This window comes from Sphingomonas kaistensis, assembly GCF_011927725.1.
GTDB classification, from domain to species: Bacteria; Pseudomonadota; Alphaproteobacteria; order Sphingomonadales; family Sphingomonadaceae; genus Sphingomicrobium; species Sphingomicrobium kaistense.
In genome coordinates this window covers 1,931,305-1,949,138 of sequence record NZ_JAATJC010000001.1, presented here as the reverse complement: position 1 = coordinate 1,949,138, position 17,834 = coordinate 1,931,305, and the positions used below count along the sequence as shown (strand labels likewise).

19 protein-coding genes and 1 tRNA gene are annotated in these 17,834 nt (G+C 67.5%); 6 read left to right on the top strand and 14 right to left on the bottom strand.

The features are described from left to right. Positions 1–37: 37 nt before the first annotated feature. The 3 genes from dnaK to fabD form a co-directional block, all read right to left on the bottom strand. Entirely contained in the window at positions 38–1,966 is a 1,929-nt protein-coding gene (dnaK, locus tag GGQ97_RS09530) for a molecular chaperone DnaK (RefSeq protein ID WP_168069073.1), read from the bottom strand. A 205-nt stretch (positions 1,967–2,171) separates the two neighbouring features. Then, the gene (gene fabG, locus GGQ97_RS09525) at positions 2,172–2,912 is read right to left on the bottom strand and encodes a 3-oxoacyl-[acyl-carrier-protein] reductase (RefSeq protein ID WP_168070934.1); all 741 of its coding nucleotides are present in this window, start codon (positions 2,910–2,912) and stop codon (positions 2,172–2,174) included. Then, positions 2,912–3,838 (bottom strand): ACP S-malonyltransferase, encoded by a 927-nt coding sequence (gene fabD / locus GGQ97_RS09520; protein WP_168069072.1) that lies wholly within the window; start codon positions 3,836–3,838, stop codon positions 2,912–2,914. The genes fabG and fabD overlap by 1 nt, the downstream gene beginning before the upstream one ends. Positions 3,839–3,920: 82 nt before the next feature. Between fabD and GGQ97_RS09515 the strand changes: the two genes are divergently transcribed. Next, positions 3,921–5,270, top strand: a complete 1,350-nt coding sequence (locus tag GGQ97_RS09515; protein WP_168069070.1) for an APC family permease — start codon at positions 3,921–3,923, stop codon at positions 5,268–5,270. Here the strand turns inward: GGQ97_RS09515 and GGQ97_RS09510 are convergent. The 8 genes from GGQ97_RS09510 to GGQ97_RS09475 form a co-directional block, all read right to left on the bottom strand. After that, positions 5,218–6,363, bottom strand: a complete 1,146-nt coding sequence (locus tag GGQ97_RS09510; RefSeq protein ID WP_168069068.1) for an aromatic ring-hydroxylating oxygenase subunit alpha — start codon at positions 6,361–6,363, stop codon at positions 5,218–5,220. The genes GGQ97_RS09515 and GGQ97_RS09510 overlap by 53 nt on opposite strands. A 37-nt stretch (positions 6,364–6,400) precedes the next feature. Continuing rightward, positions 6,401–7,015: a GTP cyclohydrolase I FolE gene (gene folE, locus GGQ97_RS09505; RefSeq protein WP_168069066.1), complete on the bottom strand. Its 615-nt coding sequence runs from the start codon at positions 7,013–7,015 to the stop codon at positions 6,401–6,403. Then, positions 7,008–8,330 carry an FAD/NAD(P)-binding protein gene (locus tag GGQ97_RS09500; protein WP_168069064.1) on the bottom strand — a complete coding sequence of 441 codons (1,323 nt, stop codon included), beginning with the start codon at positions 8,328–8,330 and terminating at the stop codon, positions 7,008–7,010. The genes folE and GGQ97_RS09500 overlap by 8 nt, the downstream gene beginning before the upstream one ends. Continuing rightward, entirely contained in the window at positions 8,320–8,565 is a 246-nt protein-coding gene (locus GGQ97_RS09495) for a DUF6356 family protein (RefSeq protein ID WP_168069062.1), read from the bottom strand. The genes GGQ97_RS09500 and GGQ97_RS09495 overlap by 11 nt, the downstream gene beginning before the upstream one ends. A gap of 21 nt (positions 8,566–8,586) precedes the next feature. Beyond that, a tRNA-Arg gene (locus GGQ97_RS09490) sits at positions 8,587–8,663 on the bottom strand. A 52-nt stretch (positions 8,664–8,715) separates the two neighbouring features. Further along, a complete protein-coding gene (locus tag GGQ97_RS09485; protein ID WP_168069060.1) occupies positions 8,716–9,543 on the bottom strand; it encodes a carbon-nitrogen hydrolase family protein in 828 nt (275 codons plus the stop codon). Next, positions 9,540–9,794 carry a glutaredoxin 3 gene (gene grxC, locus GGQ97_RS09480; protein ID WP_342448504.1) on the bottom strand — a complete coding sequence of 85 codons (255 nt, stop codon included), beginning with the start codon at positions 9,792–9,794 and terminating at the stop codon, positions 9,540–9,542. Before grxC ends, GGQ97_RS09485 begins: the two co-directional genes overlap by 4 nt. 76 nt (positions 9,795–9,870) lie before the next feature. Beyond that, positions 9,871–10,587 (bottom strand): ComF family protein, encoded by a 717-nt coding sequence (locus GGQ97_RS09475; RefSeq protein ID WP_168069058.1) that lies wholly within the window; start codon positions 10,585–10,587, stop codon positions 9,871–9,873. Between the two features lie 40 nt (positions 10,588–10,627). Here GGQ97_RS09475 and GGQ97_RS09470 point away from each other — a divergent pair, with 40 nt between their 5' ends. Then, positions 10,628–11,365, top strand: a complete 738-nt coding sequence (locus GGQ97_RS09470) for a class I SAM-dependent methyltransferase (protein WP_168069056.1) — start codon at positions 10,628–10,630, stop codon at positions 11,363–11,365. 99 nt (positions 11,366–11,464) lie between these two features. Then, on the top strand, positions 11,465–11,659 hold the full coding sequence (locus GGQ97_RS09465) for a Flp family type IVb pilin (RefSeq protein ID WP_425338718.1): 195 nt from the start codon (positions 11,465–11,467) through the stop codon (positions 11,657–11,659). A gap of 73 nt (positions 11,660–11,732) precedes the next feature. On the opposite strand, the gene GGQ97_RS09460 is transcribed toward GGQ97_RS09465, so the two are convergent. Together GGQ97_RS09460 and cpdR are read right to left on the bottom strand one after the other, a co-directional pair. After that, positions 11,733–13,196, bottom strand: coding sequence for a M48 family metalloprotease (locus GGQ97_RS09460; protein WP_168069054.1), 1,464 nt, complete (start codon positions 13,194–13,196; stop codon positions 11,733–11,735). Positions 13,197–13,286: 90 nt separating this feature from the next. Continuing rightward, a complete protein-coding gene (gene cpdR / locus GGQ97_RS09455) occupies positions 13,287–13,664 on the bottom strand; it encodes a cell cycle two-component system response regulator CpdR (protein WP_029942192.1) in 378 nt (125 codons plus the stop codon). Between the two features lie 145 nt (positions 13,665–13,809). Between cpdR and GGQ97_RS09450 the strand changes: the two genes are divergently transcribed. Then, complete coding sequence (locus GGQ97_RS09450) at positions 13,810–14,673, top strand: N-formylglutamate amidohydrolase (protein ID WP_168069052.1); 864 nt, start codon at positions 13,810–13,812, stop codon at positions 14,671–14,673. Positions 14,674–14,820: 147 nt separating this feature from the next. On the opposite strand, the gene GGQ97_RS09445 is transcribed toward GGQ97_RS09450, so the two are convergent. After that, positions 14,821–15,618: a SapC family protein gene (locus GGQ97_RS09445; RefSeq protein ID WP_168069050.1), complete on the bottom strand. Its 798-nt coding sequence runs from the start codon at positions 15,616–15,618 to the stop codon at positions 14,821–14,823. 169 nt (positions 15,619–15,787) lie between these two features. On the opposite strand from GGQ97_RS09445, the gene GGQ97_RS09440 reads away from it, so the two are divergent. Together GGQ97_RS09440 and GGQ97_RS09435 are read left to right on the top strand one after the other, a co-directional pair. Then, positions 15,788–16,264 (top strand): hypothetical protein, encoded by a 477-nt coding sequence (locus tag GGQ97_RS09440; RefSeq protein ID WP_168069048.1) that lies wholly within the window; start codon positions 15,788–15,790, stop codon positions 16,262–16,264. Positions 16,265–16,376: 112 nt separating this feature from the next. After that, positions 16,377–17,834: a DEAD/DEAH box helicase gene (locus GGQ97_RS09435; RefSeq protein ID WP_168069046.1), complete on the top strand. Its 1,458-nt coding sequence runs from the start codon at positions 16,377–16,379 to the stop codon at positions 17,832–17,834.

The following is a 17,834-nucleotide window of genomic DNA, read 5'->3' as shown; positions in this document are numbered from 1 at the left end:
CCCCGCCGAGACGGGCCCAGCGGGGACGACGTAATCATCACGCCTTCTTGTCTTCGTCGACTTCGGAATATTCCGCGTCGACCACTTCCTCATCGGACGCCTGGGCGTTCTCGGCCGTATCGGCCTGGGATTGGTTGGTCCCGCCGCCCTGCTGGCTCTCGTAGATCGCCTGGCCAAGCTTCATTGCGGACTGGGTCAGCGCATTGGCCTTGGTCGTCATCGCGTCCGAATCGCCGTTTTCGATCGCGGTCTTGGTTTCGGCGATTGCGGTCTCGATCTCGGTCTTGACCTCCGGACTGACCTTGTCGCCATGCTCGGCAAGCTGCTTTTCGGTCGAGTGAACGAGGCTCTCGGCCTGGTTCTTCGCCTCGGCCGCGGCGCGACGCTTCTTGTCGTCCTCGGCGAACTGTTCGGCCTGCTTGACCATGTTGTCGATGTCGGAATCCGACAGGCCACCCGAGGCCTGGATGCGAATCTGCTGTTCCTTGCCGGTGCCCTTGTCCTTGGCCGACACGTTGACGATGCCGTTGGCGTCGATGTCGAAGGTGACCTCGATCTGCGGCACGCCGCGCGGCGCCGGGGGGATGCCGACCAGGTCGAACTGCCCGAGGACCTTGTTGTCCGCGGCCATTTCGCGCTCACCCTGGAAGACCCGGATGGTGACGGCGTTCTGGTTGTCGTCGGCGGTCGAGAAGACCTGGCTCTTCTTGGTCGGGATCGTCGTGTTGCGATCGATCATCCGGGTGAAGACACCGCCCAGCGTCTCGATGCCGAGGCTCAGAGGAGTGACGTCGAGCAGCAGCACGTCCTTGACGTCGCCCTGCAGGACGCCGGCCTGGATCGCAGCGCCGATGGCGACGACCTCGTCAGGATTGACGCCGGTGTGCGGCTCCTTGCCGAAGAACTCCTTCACGACCTCACGCACGCGCGGCATGCGGGTCATGCCGCCGACCAGCACGACCTCGTCGATCGCGCTGGCGTCGAGACCAGCATCCTTGAGCGCCTTCTTGCAGGGCTCGAGGGTGCGGTTGATGAGGTCGGCGACCAGCTTCTCGAGGTCGGCGCGGGTGATCGTCTCCACCAAGTGCAGCGGGGTGGTCTGGCCACCCTCCATGCGGGCGGTGATGAAGGGCTGGTTGATCTCGGTCGTCTGGGCCGACGACAGCTCGATCTTGGCCTTTTCCGCAGCTTCCTTGAGGCGCTGGAGGGCGAGACGATCCTTGCGGAGATCGATGCCTTCCTTCTGCTGGAACTTGGCCGCCAGATGCTCGACGATCTTGGCGTCGAAATCCTCGCCGCCAAGGAAGGTGTCGCCGTTGGTCGACTTCACCTCGAACACGCCGTCACCGATCTCCAGCACCGACACGTCGAACGTGCCGCCGCCCAGATCGTAGACCGCGATCGTCTTGCCGTCGTTCTTCTCAAGCCCGTAGGCGAGCGCCGCGGCAGTCGGCTCGTTGATGATGCGAAGCACTTCAAGGCCGGCGATCTGGCCGGCGTCCTTGGTCGCCTGGCGCTGCGCGTCGTTGAAGTAAGCGGGAACGGTGATCACCGCCTGGGTGACCGTCTCGCCGAGATAGGCCTCGGCCGATTCCTTCATCTTCTGAAGCGTGAAGGCGCTGATCTGCGACGGGCTGTAGTCCTGCCCACCGGCATTGACCCAGGCGTCGCCGTTCTGGCCCTTGACGATCTTGTAAGGGACCAGCTCGGTGTCCTTCTTGGTCACCGGGTCGTCGAAGCGGCGGCCGATCAGGCGCTTCACCGCAAAGATGGTGTTGTCGGGATTGGTGACCGACTGACGCTTGGCCGGCTGGCCGATCAGTCGCTCGCCATCCTTGGTGAAGGCGACCACCGAGGGAGTGGTGCGCGCGCCTTCGGCATTCTCGATGACCTTGGGCTTGCCGCCCTCCATCACCGCAACGCAGCTGTTGGTCGTGCCGAGATCGATCCCGATCACTTTCGCCATATTCTTCTACCCTTTCACTCGCCCCCGGACGCCCATTCGAAGGCGCGTCCGTGTCATGTTTCTGGCGGCGATATAGGGAGGGTGAAAGCGGCGACAAGGAGTGGGTGTTGCACGGACGCAATACGGCCTTGCGAACAGCATCAGTGCGCGGGAACCATTCGGGCGCGGGCGCCCAGACCAGCGCCGGGGCGCTTGTCGTTGGGCGTCAGATCATCGCCATGCCGCCGTTGACGTGCAGCGTCTGGCCGGTGACGTAGCCGGCCTCGCGGCTGGCGAGATAACAGACCGCGGCGGCGACATCCTCGCCGGTGCCCATCGCACCGCTCGGGATCTTGCCGAGGATGGCGGCACGCTGCGCCTCGTTCAGCGCATCGGTCATGGCCGAGGCCATGAAGCCCGGCGCCACGCAGTTCACCGTGATATTGCGGGTGGCGAGCTCCTGCGCGACCGCCTTGCTCATGCCGACCAGGCCGGCCTTGGAAGCGACGTAATTGGCCTGACCCGGATTGCCGGTCTGACCGACCACCGACGTCACGCTGACGATGCGGCCGAAGCGCGCCTTCATCATCGGCTTGGCGGCGGCGCGCATCAGACGGAACGCGGCTTCGAGATTGATCGCGATAACGCTTTCGAATTCCTCGTCCTTCATCCGCATCAGGAGATTATCACGGGTCACGCCGGCGTTGTTGACGAGGATGTCGAGCTTGCCGCCGAGCGCCTCGACCGCCTGCGGCACGAGCGCGTCGACCGCCGCTCCGTCGGACAGGTTGCAGGGCAGCGCGACGTGATCGCCGCCGAGACCGGCGCGGAAGCTTTCCAGCTTGTCGGCATTGGAGCCGCTCACCGCCAGCCGAGCGCCCTGGGCAGCCAGGGCTTTTGCAATGGCGCTGCCAAGCCCGCCCGAAGCGCCCGTCACGAGCGCGGTCATTCCTTCCAGCGAAAACATCATGCAATCTCCTTGGCGAGCGCTTCGACGTCTTCCATCGTCACCACGCTCGTGATCTTTGCGTCGGGGGCGATGCGCTTGACCATCGCGCCCAAGACTTTGCCGCCGATCTCGACGAATTCCTCGACCCCGGCGGCGTGCATTTCCAGAACGCTTTCGCGCCAGCGGACCATGCCGGTGACCTGCTCGACCAGCAGTTCGCGGATACGGGCCGGATCGCTGACCGGCGCGGCGATGACGTTGGCGTAGACCGGGACGACCGGGGCCTTGATGTCGGTACCGCCCAGTGCATCGGCCATGGCGTCCGCGGCCGGCTGCATGAGCGGGCAGTGAAAGGGCGCGGACACCGGCAGCAGCACCGCGCGCTTCGCACCATGATCCTTGGCGATGGCGATCGCACGCTCGATTGCGCTGCGGTGGCCAGAGATCACCACTTGGCTCGGATCATTGTCGTTGGCGACGGTGCAGACCTCGCCCTCGGCCGCGGCAGTCGCGATGGCCTGCGCCTTGTCGAGATCGGCACCGAGCAATGCAGCCATCGCCCCCTCACCCACCGGCACCGCCGCCTGCATCGCCTGACCGCGCTTCTTGAGCAGCCGCGCGGTGGTCGAAAGGTCAAAGCTCCCGGCGGCGCAGAGCGCGCTATATTCGCCGAGGCTGTGGCCGGCGACGAAGTCCGCCCTGGACGCCAGATCCAGCCCGAGCGTCCGGAGCACCGCAATGCTGTGCGCCATGATCGCGGGCTGCGCATTCTCGGTCAGCGTGAGGTCGGCTTCCGGCCCCTCGCGCATCACCCTGAAGAGATGCTGGCCGAGCGCTTCGTCGACTTCGGCGAACACGTCGCGCGCGGTGCTGCTCGCGTCCGCAAGGGCCGCGCCCATGCCGACCGACTGGCTGCCCTGGCCCGGAAAAAGAAAAGCGCGCATCAATCGTCCTGTAGCTGCTAACGGATTGCCCGGGGGGCTAGGCGCACGCGGCGCCGATGCCAAGATGGCAGAGGCTAAGCGAATGCACGACCACGTCGAGAATCTGGTGGACCTGGTCGAGGATGCCCCGCCGCCGCCGCCTCCCCCGCCGCCGGCCAAGCGCCTCGGCCGGATGATGAGCCTGGCGATGGTGGTCGGCACCATCGTCGGGTCGGGCATCTATCTCCTCCCGGCGCAGGTCGCGCCTTATGGCCCCAATCTGGTCGTCGCCTTTGTGCTGACCGGGGTCGGGACGTTCCTGCTCGCGCTGTCGATGGCGCGGCTTGCCGCAGCGCTGCCCGGCGGCCCCTACAGTCATATCGCATCGGCCTTTGGCGACCGCGCGGGATTCCTTGCCATGTGGAGCAGCATGCTGTCGCAGGTGACCGCCGCCGCGGCGACCGCCATCGCGGTCGGCGGTGCGATCGGCGAGGCCTTTCCGGGGTCCCGCACGCCGATGTCGGTGACGGTGATCGGTATCTGCGCCTTGCTCGCAATCGCCGCGGTCCAGTCGCGTGGCGCGCGGTCGGCGGGGCGGTTGCAGGTTACGGCGGTATTGATCAAGTTACTTCCGCTGGTGCTGGTGCTGGTGCTCGCCCTGGCGCTGGTGGCGCGCGGTGGAAGCGTCCAGCCACTGGCGCCGGTTCCGCTCAGCCTCGGCGCCATCGTCGCCGCTGCGGCGCTGATGCTGTTCGCCTTCACCGGTTTCGAAGCCGGTTCGATCAGCGCCAACGTCACCGACAAATCGCAGGAATCGGTTCCTGCCGCGACGATCAACGGCACCGCCTTCGTCGCCGTTCTCTACCTTGCCGCGACGCTAGCGGTGCTGTGGTTGCTGCCGAGCGCCATCGCCGCCGCGTCCCCCACCCCGATCGCCGACGCCATCGCGCCCAGCCTCGGCGCCTCGGCGCGGACCATCGTCGCGCTGGTCGGCGCGGTGAGCGCGTTCGGGACGTGCAACGCACTGATCCTGCTGGCGGTGGAGACGGCGCGCGCGCTGGCCTTCGCCGGCGACCTCCCGCAGTCCCTTGCCGCGACCGACCGCAACGGCGTCGCCCGTACCAGCCTGATCGCCAGCATCGGCCTAGCCGCGCTGATGGTCGTCGGAAGCATGAGCGAGGATTTCCTCGCAACCTTCAACTTCGTCGCCCTTGTGTCAGCGGTCGGAGCGCTGGTGCTCTATCTCGCCTGCGCAGCGGCGGCGTGGCGGTTGCGCGTCGTCGGGCCGCTGATCGCCATCCCTGCCCTCGTCTACTCGCTGGCGATGTTCTGGGGATCGGGCGGCGAGGCCGTGCTGTGGGCGGCGGTGCTGGCCGTCGCCGGCCTCCCGGTCCGCTGGATCAGCCGGCGACGGGCGAACGAGGAAGCCGTGCCTCCGGCACCAGCCGCCTGAGCTTTCGCGCAAAGCTGCGCAGCGCGACTTCGGACCGGCCGAGCGGGCCCGGCTCGTAGGAAGGCGAGCGCATCCCCGCCTGCACCCGGGAAATCAGCTCGGTATCCTCGGCATTGACCCGGCGATTGATCCGCCAGTTGAGATAGCGGGCGGCCTTCATCTCGCGCCGGTCGTCGGGGAGAGCGTAGCTGATCTCGCGGATGACCGTCCGCTCCCCCGACAGCGGCAGGAACTGCATGAAGTCGACCTGATCGGGGTAGATGTCGAAGGCGAGGTTTGGCCAGAACTTGAAATACAGCCACTTGCGGCGATGGCTCGAGGGCAGATGCGAGGCCTCGGGGAGAAGCTGCTGATAGGCCCGTTCCGACAGGTTCGAGGACGGCTGCTCGACCAGATCCCCCTCCATCCGGTCGACATGCTCGAACGCATCGACCTTGTAGCCCTGGCCGAACAAGCGGGTCAGGCCGGGGTGGCCGACCGGAATATGCAGCGCGTCCGAATAATTGTCGGCGATGGTCTTCCAGTTGAGCGCGCGGGGCCGCAGCGTGACCCGCCCGATCGCGCGTAGCTGCGCGAAGCGATAGGGAGCGATCTCGGCCTCATGCTCCGCCATCATGGTCGCCACGGACGGAGCGCCGGGTTCCAGCGTGACGAACAGGAAGCCGTGCCAGCGTTCCAATGCGACGGGCTTGAGGCCGAGGGTCGCAGGATCGAGGCCCGGATAGTCGGTGCGGTGCGGCACGCCGACCAGGCGCCCGTCGCGGGCATAGCTCCAGGCATGATATGGACAGGTCAGGACCTTGGCGCAGCCGCCCGTCCCGTCCACCAGCCGCGATCCGCGATGCCGGCAGACGTTGGCAAAGGCGCGCGCTTCCCCGTCGTCGCCCCGGATGACGATGATGCTTTCGCCGAGATAGTCGAGCGTCCGCCAATCGCCCGGCGACGCGATGTCGCTGTCGTGGCACACCACCTGCGGCGCGGCACGGAGGAAGGCGCGCTGTTCGGCCGCGAAGAAGCCTTCGTCCCAATAGACCCAGCCGGGCAGGCTGAGATCGTCGAGCGGGTCGGCGACGGGGCGGAGCTGGGTGGCCATGGCGCTGGATGCCATGCACCACACGTGCCGGTCCAGCCTAGCCCTTGCCCATCAGCGCCAGCACTTCCTTGCGGCTGCGTTCGTCGGAGCGGAAGGTGCCCATCATCCGGCTGGTGGTCATGATCACGCCGGGTGTATTGACGCCGCGCGCCGACATGCAGGCGTGGGTTGCCTCGATAACCACCGCGACGCCCTTTGGCTGGAGGTGCTCGCAGATGCAGTCGGCAACCTCGGCAGTCAGCCGCTCCTGCACCTGCAGGCGACGGGCAAAGCCATGCAGCACGCGTGCCAGTTTCGAGATGCCGACCACCCTTGTGTTGGGAAGATAGGCGATGTGCGCCTTGCCGATGATCGGCGCCATGTGGTGCTCGCAATGCGACTGGAAGGGAATATCCTTCAACAGCACGATCTCGTCATAACCGCCGACCTCCTCGAAGGTGCGGTAGAGATGCGCGGCGGGATCCTCGCCATAGCCGCGGGCATATTCCTTCCACGCCCGGGCAACGCGTGCCGGGGTGTCGAGGAGGCCTTCGCGGTCCGGGTCGTCGCCGGCCCAGCGGATCAGGGTCCGGACCGCCGCAGCAACCTCGTCCGGGACCGGGATCTTGGGAGGCGCCGCGACGAGGTCGCCGTCATCGGGGGTGTCAGACATGGCTGGGCTGGTCCTTCTGGATGTCCGCCGCGACGGCTTGGGCCTGGTGGCGGATATCGGGCACTGCGACGATCTCCCAATACCGGCCTTTGGTCAGCGGACCGAGTGCCCATAGCCGCTCCCCCGCCCGGCTGCGGTCATCGACATCGAGACCCATTGCAAAGGTGTCGGTGCGGATGGCGCCTTGGTCGAGGAGGCTGCGAAGAAGCGGGTCGGCTGTGCGGCGAAGGTCGCCAAGCGGGCCGGTGCAGTTGAAGGCGGCGCCGACCTCGCGGACGACCTTGCGGCCGTCGCGCCTCGAGATCGCGACCTTCAGGCGACCATCAACCGCTTCCATTAGTCCGACCCGTCCGGCGACGATCTCGAGCCGTCCGGCCGCGACAAGCTCGCGAAGCTGCTCGGCAACCTGGGGGGCGATGCGGTGGCGGTGGACGTCCCACCACGGCCGCGCATGTCGCATGAAGCGGCGTTGCTCTTCCGCCGGAAGCTGTTGCCAGAGGGCGTGGCTGTGCGGACGAAGAGCATCGATGACGGCCCTGAAGCCGACCGCGGCGGAACGGGCGCGAAGCCAGCGCCAGAGCGCCAGCACATTGCCCTGGGGAACCTCGTTCAGCTCCACGGGCGCCGGTGCGGCGGGCGGATGCACATGCGCCCGCGGGATCAACCCGCGCCTCGACAGGGCGGTGATGCGGCCCTGGTGGCCCGCCGCGACGAGCGACAGCACCGTATCGACCATGGTCAGCCCGGTGCCCAGGATCAGGACGTCCGAACCTTCAGCGGCGACCCGCTCGACCCCGGCATGCGCCGCGTCGCTCCACGGGTTGTTGAAGAACAGCTCCGGAGGAAGCGCTGCCGAACCCGGGAATGGCGTCGGAGGCTGGTTGCCCTGGGCCAGGACCAACGCCGAGGCCGCGATCCGCCGGCCGTCGGACAGGGTGACGTCCCACCCGTCATCCTGCCGGCGCGCATCCAGCGCCATGGCTTTGACCGCGTCGACCCCCGGTGCAGCGGCAAGCTGTTCACCAAGGTAGCGCCCGAAGGCGCGGCGCTCGACAAAGGTCGCGCCTTCCTCGTCCCCGCACCATCTGGCGAAGTGGTCGGGCTGATCGGGCCAGGCACTCATCTTGGCCGAAGCGACATTGAGCAGGTGCACCGGCTCTGTGGTGGAATAAGCGACGCCCCTGCCAAGGCGCCCCGACCCGTCCACCAGCACCACCGGGACGTTCCCTGCGGCGAGGTGGGCGGCGGTCATCACCCCCGAGAAGCCACCACCGACAATGACGACAGGACGAGCCCCCTCCGGCTCAGATCTCATAATCGGGCCAGGCGTGGGGATCGGGCGCGTCCGCCTTGCGGCGCATCATGTAATCATGGAGCCCGCTGACCGTTCGGCCAGCGGTTTCGGTGAACAATGCGGGTACGACCGCGTGGACCAGACAGGCGACCCCGCCGCCGATCATGCGCAGTCCGATCATCACGGCACCTGTGCCGTGACCTGCCCAGCCCATGCCAAGCGATCGGGGATGGTCGAGGAACAGCCGGCCAATCACATTCGCCTCCCCTGGCGTAGTTGGTGACCCCGACTGGATTCGAACCAGTGGCCTACAGATTAGGAATCTGGCGCTCTATCCTGCTGAGCTACGGGGCCTTGCCGCACCCTTTAGAGGATGGCGGCGGTGAAGATCAACGCAGCGTGGGAGTCAGCGCTGCTCGACCGGCGGAATGGAGCGGCGATGCTTCAGCGCCGGCACCCGGCCGCGGACCTCCGCGATGCGGGCGGGATCGAACTCGGCGAAGGCCAGACCCGGCGACCCGTCCATCAGCAGCAGCAGCTCGCCCCACGGATCGGCGACCAGGCTGTGCCCGTAGGTCGCCCGGCCGTCTTCATGGGCACCGGCCTGCGCCGCCGCGATCACGAACAGCCCCGCCTCGATGGCCCGGGCCCGCAGCAGCACTTCCCAATGCGCCTGACCGGTGGGCACGGTGAACGCGGCCGGCACGGCGATGGTATCGGCGCCCGCTTCGGCAAGCGCGGCAAACAGCGCCGGGAAGCGAATGTCATAGCAGATGGTGAGCCCAAGCCGCCCGACCGGCGTGCCGTCGACCACCACGGCGGTCGTTCCCGGCGCATAGCTGGCCGATTCCCGCCAGCTTTCTCCCGTCGGCAGGTCAACGTCGAACAGGTGCAGCTTGTCATAGGTCGCGCGCACCTCGCCCGCCGGATCGATCACGAACCCGCGGTTGGCGAGCAGGCCGTCGTCGCGCTTGATGGCAAGGCTGCCAAGATGCACCCACACGCCTTCCCGGGCGGCGGCATCGCGCACCGCCCCCAGGACCGGGTCATCCGCTTCGGTCCTGAGGTTGCCAGCCGCCCGCGTCCGGTCACGGTCAAGCAGCCCGCTCATCTCCGGGGTGAACAGCATCGCCGCGCCGCCGGCCCGCGCCTGGTGCACCGCTTCGACCAACGCCTGGCCGTTCCGTGCGGGATCGATCCCGGTCTGCGCCTGAAGCAGTGCGATCCGGCTCATGCCGCGAGCAGGGTGTCCAGCCGTCCCTCACGCTCGAGCGCGAACAAGTCGTCGCAGCCGCCGACATGGCGGCCGTCGATGAAAATCTGCGGCACGGTCATTCGGCCCGACCGCTCGATCATCTCGTCGCGCTTGGGCCCGCCAGCGTCGAGATTGTAGGTCACGGCCTCGATCCCTTTGGCGCGAAGCAGCGCCTCGGCGCGCACGCAGTAGGGGCAGGTGGTCTTGGAGTACATTTCGACGTTGGCCACGGTATCTTGCTCTCCGGCTGTGCTGGGTCTTGGCCCTAGATAGAACTTCAACCGCCAAGTGCCAGACTTGGTGCCCTCACTTCAGAACCCTGGCGAAGGCGAGCAGCTCGACCGAGCCCGCCCCGGCGCGGCGAAGCAGCCGGGCGCAGGCCTCGGCGGTGGCGCCCGTGGTCATCACGTCGTCGACCAGGATGAAGGAGCGGCCCCTGATCTCCGCCCCGGGGCGGATCGCGAACGCATTCTCGACCGTCTTGCGGCGCTGGGCGGGATTGAGCCCTTTCAGCCGCGGCGTGGCGCGGGTCCGGCGCAGGAGGTCGGGATCGTAGGTCCGACCAAGCGCGCGCGCCAGCAGCACCGACTGGTTGAACCCCCTCCCCCACAGGCGCCAGCGGTGGAGCGGAACCGGAACCAGCAGCGCCTCGGGATCAAGCTCGGCGAGCGCCCGCTTCATCGTGCTGGCCATGGTCCGCGCCAGCGCGATCTTGCGTCCGTATTTGAGCCGCATGGCGATCGACCGCGGAATCTCGCCATAGGCCAGTCCCGCCCGGATCCGGTCGAGCGGCCCGCGCGACCCCTCGCACTCCAGGCAGAGGTCCTGCACCCCCGCCGCAAGCGCCAGGCCGCAGCGATCGCAGCCGCCGCCGAGGAAATCGAGGGTGCTCCAGCAGCCGCCGCAGAAGAGATCGACTGCCGGCGTGATGTCTCCGCAACCTGGGCAGCGTGGCGGAAGCGCAAAGTCGAGCAGCCAGCTTCCCGCTGTCCGCACCCCGCGCAAGGCCCCCGCCTGGATCATCGCCCCTTGTCCGTCAGCTTGGGCGATCCCACAAGGGGGCATGGCCGAAACCCTGTTCGACGAGCCGGCACGCCGCCGGCGCCGCCAGCGCGCGCTTTCCCGCGACCCGCGCCCATTCCTTGCCGAACGGATCATCGACGAGTGGCTGGAACGGCTCGCACCGATCAGCCGCCGCTTCGGACAGGTGCTGGTGACCGGCGTCCCCGCCGCGCTGCACCCCCGGCTGGCGATGGTCGGCGACATGATCCGCTTCAGCGACACGATTGACGCGCTTGCCGAGGAGGAAGACGCGAGCCTCGACCTGATCCTGGTCATGGGCGAGATCGACTCCCGCGACGAATTGCCGATGCTGCTGCGGATCATCGCCTCCCGCCTGGCGCCGGGCGGCCTGCTTGCCGGCGCCATTCCCGGTGGACAAAGCCTGCCCGCGCTGCGTGCCGCGCTGCATGCCGCGGACCGCGACGGCGGCGCCTTCGCCGCCCGCAGCCATCCGCGGATCGAACCCGGCGCGCTTGCCGGTTTGTTGTCCGAGGCTGGCCTCGCCGATGCCGTGGTCGACATCGACCGCCTTACCCTGCGCTATCGCTCGTTCGAGCGGCTGATCGGCGACCTGCGCGACCACGGCGCCACCAACACCCTCAAGGCGCGCCCGCGCCAGGGGCTCGGCAAGGCCGGGCTCCATTCCGCGCGATCCGCCTTCGCTGCCGCCGGCGACGGCACAGCGACGACCGAACGGGTCGACATCCTTCATTTCGCAGGGTGGAGCCGGACCGGATAAAAAAGGTCCTTAACCGGAAAGCAAGAACATGCTGCGACTGTTTCGTTAACCGCGCAACACTAGCACCATCTGCGTGGACGTGGACCAGAGGAGGGTGGCTTGGACGCTATCCGAACGATGTTGCGCAGGTTGCGCGCTGACCAGAGCGGCGCAACGGCGATCGAATATGGATTGATTGCAGCCTTGCTTGCAGTCGCCTGCATTACGGGCATGTCTGCCCTTGGGGGCGGCTCGAACGGCATGTGGGGCAAGATCGGGGACTTCGTCGGTACGGCCACCAACAAGGTCAACTGACAGGCGTCGTTCTCTGGTCGTGAAGCAGCCGGTGCCCTCCAGAGGCACCGGCGTCATGCATCGCGTCCGCCGATCAGCGGCGCTGGCCGAACACCACCAGCTTGACCTTCTGGCCCGGGACCAGGCGCGCGTTCGCGGTGAGTCCGTTGAGCGACAGGAACCGCTCGGCCTGGAAATCGCGATACGCCATCCGCCCTGCCAGGCTCTGCACCGTGTCGCCATTGCGGACGGTGTAGACGTCGATCACCCGCGGGCGGATCGCCGATGCTTCCTGCGCGGTGACCCGGCGCAGCGAATTCACCATCGACGTGAAGGGCCCGACGCCCTGCCCGCCGCGGGTCAGCATGGTGAAGTCGTAAGCCGTATTCTGGTTGAACGCATAGGCGAACACACTGACGTCGACGACACCGTTCGAGGTTTGCGCGCGCCCGACCACATATTCGACCGGGATGCCGTTCACCGTGGTGCGATTCTGGTCGACGAGCTGGATCTGGGTCCGTCCACCGGTCAGCTCCTGCAGGCGCTGCTGGATGTAGGCCTGGAGGTTGCCCGAAAAGCGCCCGGTCTTGAACTGGGCCTGGCCGCCCGATCCCTGGATGGACACGGCGTCGGTGCCGTTCTGCATCAGGTAGCCGGTCGGCACGGTGAAGGCGAGGCGAAGGTCCGGATGCACGAAAGTGCGCCCGTCGATCACGCCCTGCGCCGGATCGTCGTCGACGAACACGCCGTCGAGCTGCGCCAGGAACTGATCGCGATTTCGCAGCCCGGTCCCGGCCCGACCCGTCTGGCGGGCAAGCTGCGAGGCCTGAGCGACGCGGTTGTCGCTGTTCGGATGGGTCGTCGCCCATTCCGGCGTGGAGCGGTTCTCCTTACCCTGCACCCGCGCCTCGAGCGCGGTGGCGCGGCCGAGCGCGGCGAGCATGCTGGCCGACGCCGCCGGGTCGTAGCCGCCGCGGGCGAGATAGCTGATGCCAAGCCGGTCGGCGTCATATTCCTGGCTGCGGCTGAAGCGCAGGGTGTTGAGCTGCGAACCCTGCTGGGCGAGCTGCCCGATCGCACTGCCGATCCCGCCACCGATCACCGACCCGATGATCGCGCCGAGGATGCCGCTGACGGCATTGCGCTGCGCCGCCGACTGGCGGGCCTGGGCATGGTTGGCGGCGACGTGGCCGGTTTCATGGCCGAGGACAAAGGCGAGCTCGGCCTCGTCGTTCATCAGGCCCATCAGCTGGCGGGTGATGTAAATGTAGCCGCCCGGCACCGCGAACGCATTCTCGACAGCCGAGTTCAGCGTGGTGAAGCGGAACGCGCCCGCATTGACGCCCGAATAGCTGGCGACGCGGCGGCCGACGCCCTCGACATAGGCCGCACGCGCGCCGGTCTCGGCGCCGCCGAATTCCTGGATCACCGCCGGATGCTGCTGCTGCGCTTCCTGCACGTAGCGCGTGGCAAGGCCGCGGCTGGCAGTCTGGGCGGACAGGGCGACAGGAGCGGCCGCGACCGCCGCTGCGCTCAGGAGGAAAAGGGTCTTGGGCATGAAGATATCCGTACAGAAGGTGGTTTTCGCCTTCCTGAACGGAACGGGGCCGGTCCGGTTCCGGCCATGGGACTGCTGCAGCGGCGGCGCTTAAAGCCGGCCGTGCTGGTCCTCGGTCTGGAACATCCGATCCACCTCTGCGACCAGATCCTTGAGATGGAACGGCTTGCTCAGCATCTTCGCTTCGGGCGCAGTCCGCCCGCTCTGCAGCGCGACCGCGGCAAAGCCGGTGATGAACATGACCCGGATCGAAGGGTCGATCACACCGGCCTTCTGCGCCAGTTCGATCCCGTCCATTTCCGGCATGACGATGTCGGTCAGCAGGAGGTCGAATGATTCGGCTTCCAGCAGCGGCATCGCCTCGGTCCCGCAGCCGACGGCTTTCACGCTGTAGCCGACGCGCTCCAGCGCACGCGCGAGATATTCGCGCATCGAACTATCGTCTTCGGCAAGGAGAATCTTGATCATGAGGAGACACTCTTATGCCCGGAAGCTTTAAGATTTTCTAGGCGGAACAACGCCAGGCCGCTCCGGATACGAAGAAAATAGGCACCGCAGCGACTTGGCCTTATCACCCCCTGCAACTTCATTGCGCCGTGACGGAGCTTCCGCCTTGATCCCCCGCCCCACCGAAGCCGGACGCCTCGCTCCTCCGCGCCTGATCCCCGGGACCGGGCGGTGGCCGATCCTGCTGTCGGTGCCCCATGCCGGCTGCAACTATCCCGACTGGCTGGTCCGCCTCAGCCGCCGCGGCCGGGACAGCCTGCGGCCGCTGGAGGATCCGCTGGTCGACCGGCTGGTGTGGCGGGCGCAGGCGCTCGGCATCGCCTGCGTCATCGCCGATGCCCCGCGCGCCGCGATCGACTGCAACCGGGCCGAGGACGAACTCGACCCGGCGGTGATCAACCTGCCACCTGGAACGGGGCACGACGGCTGGCGGGTGCGGTCCGGGCTGGGGCTCGTTCCCGGGCGGCTGGCCGGTGCGGGCGAATTGTGGCGCAGGCGGATCGGCCGCAACGAGCTGGAGGCCCGGCTCGACACGGCATGGCGGCCTTTTCACCGGCTGGTCGCCGAACAGCTCGCCCTGCTGCACCGCGCGCACTCCGAGGTGCTGCTGCTCGACTGCCACTCCATGCCGTGGCGGGCCGGCCAGGCCGAGCTGGTGATCGGTGACCGCCACGGAACGACCGCGGCGGGATTCGTTGCCGACCTCGCTCGCCAGGTCGCCGAACGGGAAGGCTTCCGCGTCGCCTGCAACGACCCCTACGCCGGCGGCCATGTGGTCGCGGCCCATGGCGCGCCGGTGCGGGGCATCCATGCACTCCAGCTCGAGCTGGACCGGCGCTGCTACCTCGATGCGTCGGGCCGCGAGCCCGGCCCCGGCTTCGACCGCTCGGCCCGGCTTATCCAGGCTCTCGCCGAACGGCTCGGCTCGGCACTGCTCGATCGCCAGGCCCCGCCCCTCGCCGCCGAATAAAAAAAGCCCCCGGCCGAAGCCGAGGGCTTGTAGTTCAAGGGGAACGCAGCCGGTCCGCGAAAAATCACGCTTTCCGGTGCCACCCCAAGGTGGTGGCGACGGCGGGGTGGGGCAAGCCGGGCCGGCCCTCACCCTGCCGCGCTTGAATCACGCCTCGGCGGACTGCAGGGCCGGGCTCGCCACGCCGGCAGGTCCCTTGCCCTGCTCGACCTGGCGGGCGAAGATCTCGCGGGTCTGCGACAGGCTGAACAGGTGCGCGAACAGCAGCGGCAGCAGGCCGCTCTGGTTCATCTTGCGCAGTTCGTCGCCGCGAAGCTCCCGCAGCTTCTCTTCGTCGACCATCTGGAAGCCGCGATAGATGAAGGGCTGCTCGGCGCCTTCGGGCTGGATCGCGACTTCGCCGTCCATCAGCAGGCCGGCCTTCTTGAGCTCGGCCATGAACAGGCCGGTGCGCTGTCCGGCTTCCTCGAACTGCTCGCAGAACTGCAGGATCGCCTTGGTCGCCTCGCTCGGCTGGTCCCCGTCGAACAGCGGCTGACCGTCCTCGAAGTCGCCAACCGCGCCAGACGTCGGATCGACGCACAGCGACAGCTCGTCGCCTTCGCTGTTCAGGCGGGCGAGGAGAAACGGATAACGGCGCAGGTAGGCCGGGAGGTAGGTCTGGCGATCGATCGGCTGGCCTTCGGCGTCGATGAACGTGTTGACGCCCTCGTTGAGCCCCATCAGCGCCAGCGGAACGGGGTCCTCGCCGGCCGAGAAGATGATCGGATAATGGCGCTGGGCGAGCGAAAATTCGTCCACCGTCAGCGGAATGGCGTGAACGTTGGCGGCCCCGGGCAGCGACTGCAGGCCGCGCACCTTCAGCTTGCCATGCTGCTGGCTGCTGACGGGTTCGAGCTGATTGTAAAGGAGCGGAAGGCCGGTGTTCGGCGCAGCGGAAGCCATTGAACTCTCCTGATATCCTGGGATGGGGAAGGCCCGCCAGCCGGCCCCGCTTTAAGACGTGGTGGGCCGCGCTCCTATGCGGGCTTGCGGGTGCTTGCAAGTGTGGCACCATCCTGTGCACAAAAGCCACGCAAGTTCAGCCTGAGTTCAACGCCCGGCACCCAGTTGCATGATCAATCCCCCGGCGCTGCCCGGCGCTTCACCACAGGTGTCCCAAACCTTCATGCTGTTGTCCTTTCCCCTGCTTGCCTGGCTCGCCTCCTTCAGCGGGGTGGCGGAAATGCAACCGGTGGCGGTGACCCGGCTGGTGGTGCGCGAGGAAGTGATCCTGCGGGTACCGGTGATCAGGCCCCGGTTGCGCCGGCCGATGCGGTGGGAAGAGAAAAAGGGACCCAAGTGCATCGGCGCCGACCAGATCGTCGCCGCTGCCCTGGGCGACGAGCGATCGGTCGACTTCCTGCTCAGCGATCGCAGCCGGATCCGGGCGCGGATGGACGAGGATTGCCCGACCCTCGATTTCTACGGCAATTTCTACATCCAGCCCGAAGACGAACGGGTGTGCGCCAAGCGCGACGAGATTCGAAGCCGGATCGGCGGTTCGTGCCGGATCGAGCGCTTCCGGCGGATGGTCCCGAAACCCCTCTGACACCTGCTCCGCCGACCGTTTTCTTGACAGGAACGGCAGTTTGGCCCACGGCGCGAAGCGCCTCGCCTGCCCTTGTTGCACAGCTGGCCTTTTCTCTTATCCGGATATCTTGATGCCTTTTGCCGATCTCGGCCTTTCCGACGACCTGCTGCGCGCCATTGGCGATAGCGGCTACACCGAGCCTACCCCGATCCAGGCCGGTGCCATCCCCCCCGTGCTGATGGGCAAGGACCTGGTGGGCATTGCCCAGACCGGGACCGGCAAGACTGCCGCCTTTGTGCTGCCGATGATCGACATCCTGGGCGAAGGCCGCAGCCGCGCCCGCATGCCGCGCAGCCTGATCCTCGAGCCGACCCGCGAGCTTGCCGCCCAGGTCGCCGAGAATTTCGAGAAGTACGGCAAGTATCACAAGCTTTCGATGGCGCTGCTGATCGGCGGCGTGCAGATGGGCGACCAGATCAAGGCGCTCGAGAAGGGTGTCGACGTGCTGATCGCCACGCCGGGCCGGCTGATGGACCTGTTCAGCCGCGGCAAGATCCTGCTGACCGGCTGCGACCTCCTCGTGATCGACGAAGCCGACCGCATGCTCGACATGGGCTTCATCCCCGACATCGAGGACATCTGCACCAAGCTGCCCAAGCAGCGGCAAACCTTGTTGTTCTCGGCGACCATGCCGCCGGTGATCCAGAAGCTGGCCGCCAAGTTCCTGACCGATCCCCGGCGCATCGAAGTGTCGCGCCCGGCCTCTTCCAACCTCAATATCGAGGCGCGACTGGTCGAAACCCGCAGCGACAAGAAGCGCGACGTGCTGCGCGACCTGCTGCGCGCCGAGGACGTCTCCACCGCGATCATTTTCTGCAATCGCAAGACGACGGTGCGCGAGCTGGCCACCAGCCTCAAGCGTTCGAACTTCGCCGTCGGCCAGATTCACGGCGACATGGAGCAGGCCGCGCGCATTGCCGAGCTCGACCGCTTCAAGGCCGGCGAGATCAATATCCTGGTCGCCTCCGACGTCGCCGCCCGCGGGCTCGACATCAAGGGCGTCAGCCACGTCTTCAATTTCGACGTGCCGTGGCAGCCCGACGATTACGTCCATCGCATCGGCCGCACCGGCCGCGCCGGGGCCAAGGGCAAGGCGTTCACCCTCGCCACCCGTGAGGATGGCGAAGCCGTGTCGCAGATCGAAAAGCTGACCGGCACCAAGATCCAGCGGCTCGGGCAGGACGCCAAGGTGGGAGGCGACGAAGAGCCGGCGCCGGCGCAGGAAGAGAAGCCCAAGGCCAAGCGGCCGTCGCGGCGTTCGGGCAAGGCGGAAAGCGATCGTCCGGGCAAGGCGGAAAGCGACAAGGCCGAGGCCAAGCCGCAGCCCGCGCCGCGTGCCAGCGAGTCGGTGCCCGAGGAAGAGAAGGCACCCTCACCCCGCGCGAGCGAGCCCAAGCGCCGCGAGGAGCCGAAGCCGGCCCCTGCGCCGCGCAAGCCCGCCCCTGCACCACGCGCCGCGGACCCCGCCGGTGACGACGACTGGAACGGCCCGATGCCGAGTTTCCTGTCGGTGTCCCTCGGCAGCTAA

Bases quoted from the DNA above. Each gene is read 5' to 3' on its own strand.
- dnaK (WP_168069073.1), bottom strand. From the start codon at position 1,966: ATGGCGAAAGTGATCGGGATCGATCTCGGCACGACCAACAGCTGCGTT.
- fabG (WP_168070934.1), bottom strand. From the start codon at position 2,912: ATGTTTTCGCTGGAAGGAATGACCGCGCTCGTGACGGGCGCTTCGGGC.
- fabD (WP_168069072.1), bottom strand. From the start codon at position 3,838: ATGCGCGCTTTTCTTTTTCCGGGCCAGGGCAGCCAGTCGGTCGGCATG.
- GGQ97_RS09515 (WP_168069070.1), top strand. From the start codon at position 3,921: ATGCACGACCACGTCGAGAATCTGGTGGACCTGGTCGAGGATGCCCCG.
- GGQ97_RS09510 (WP_168069068.1), bottom strand. From the start codon at position 6,363: ATGGCCACCCAGCTCCGCCCCGTCGCCGACCCGCTCGACGATCTCAGC.
- folE (WP_168069066.1), bottom strand. From the start codon at position 7,015: ATGTCTGACACCCCCGATGACGGCGACCTCGTCGCGGCGCCTCCCAAG.
- GGQ97_RS09500 (WP_168069064.1), bottom strand. From the start codon at position 8,330: ATGAGATCTGAGCCGGAGGGGGCTCGTCCTGTCGTCATTGTCGGTGGT.
- GGQ97_RS09485 (WP_168069060.1), bottom strand. From the start codon at position 9,543: ATGAGCCGGATCGCACTGCTTCAGGCGCAGACCGGGATCGATCCCGCA.
- GGQ97_RS09475 (WP_168069058.1), bottom strand. From the start codon at position 10,587: ATGATCCAGGCGGGGGCCTTGCGCGGGGTGCGGACAGCGGGAAGCTGG.
- GGQ97_RS09470 (WP_168069056.1), top strand. From the start codon at position 10,628: ATGGCCGAAACCCTGTTCGACGAGCCGGCACGCCGCCGGCGCCGCCAG.
- GGQ97_RS09460 (WP_168069054.1), bottom strand. From the start codon at position 13,196: ATGCCCAAGACCCTTTTCCTCCTGAGCGCAGCGGCGGTCGCGGCCGCT.
- cpdR (WP_029942192.1), bottom strand. From the start codon at position 13,664: ATGATCAAGATTCTCCTTGCCGAAGACGATAGTTCGATGCGCGAATAT.
- GGQ97_RS09445 (WP_168069050.1), bottom strand. From the start codon at position 15,618: ATGGCTTCCGCTGCGCCGAACACCGGCCTTCCGCTCCTTTACAATCAG.
- GGQ97_RS09440 (WP_168069048.1), top strand. From the start codon at position 15,788: ATGATCAATCCCCCGGCGCTGCCCGGCGCTTCACCACAGGTGTCCCAA.
- GGQ97_RS09435 (WP_168069046.1), top strand. From the start codon at position 16,377: ATGCCTTTTGCCGATCTCGGCCTTTCCGACGACCTGCTGCGCGCCATT.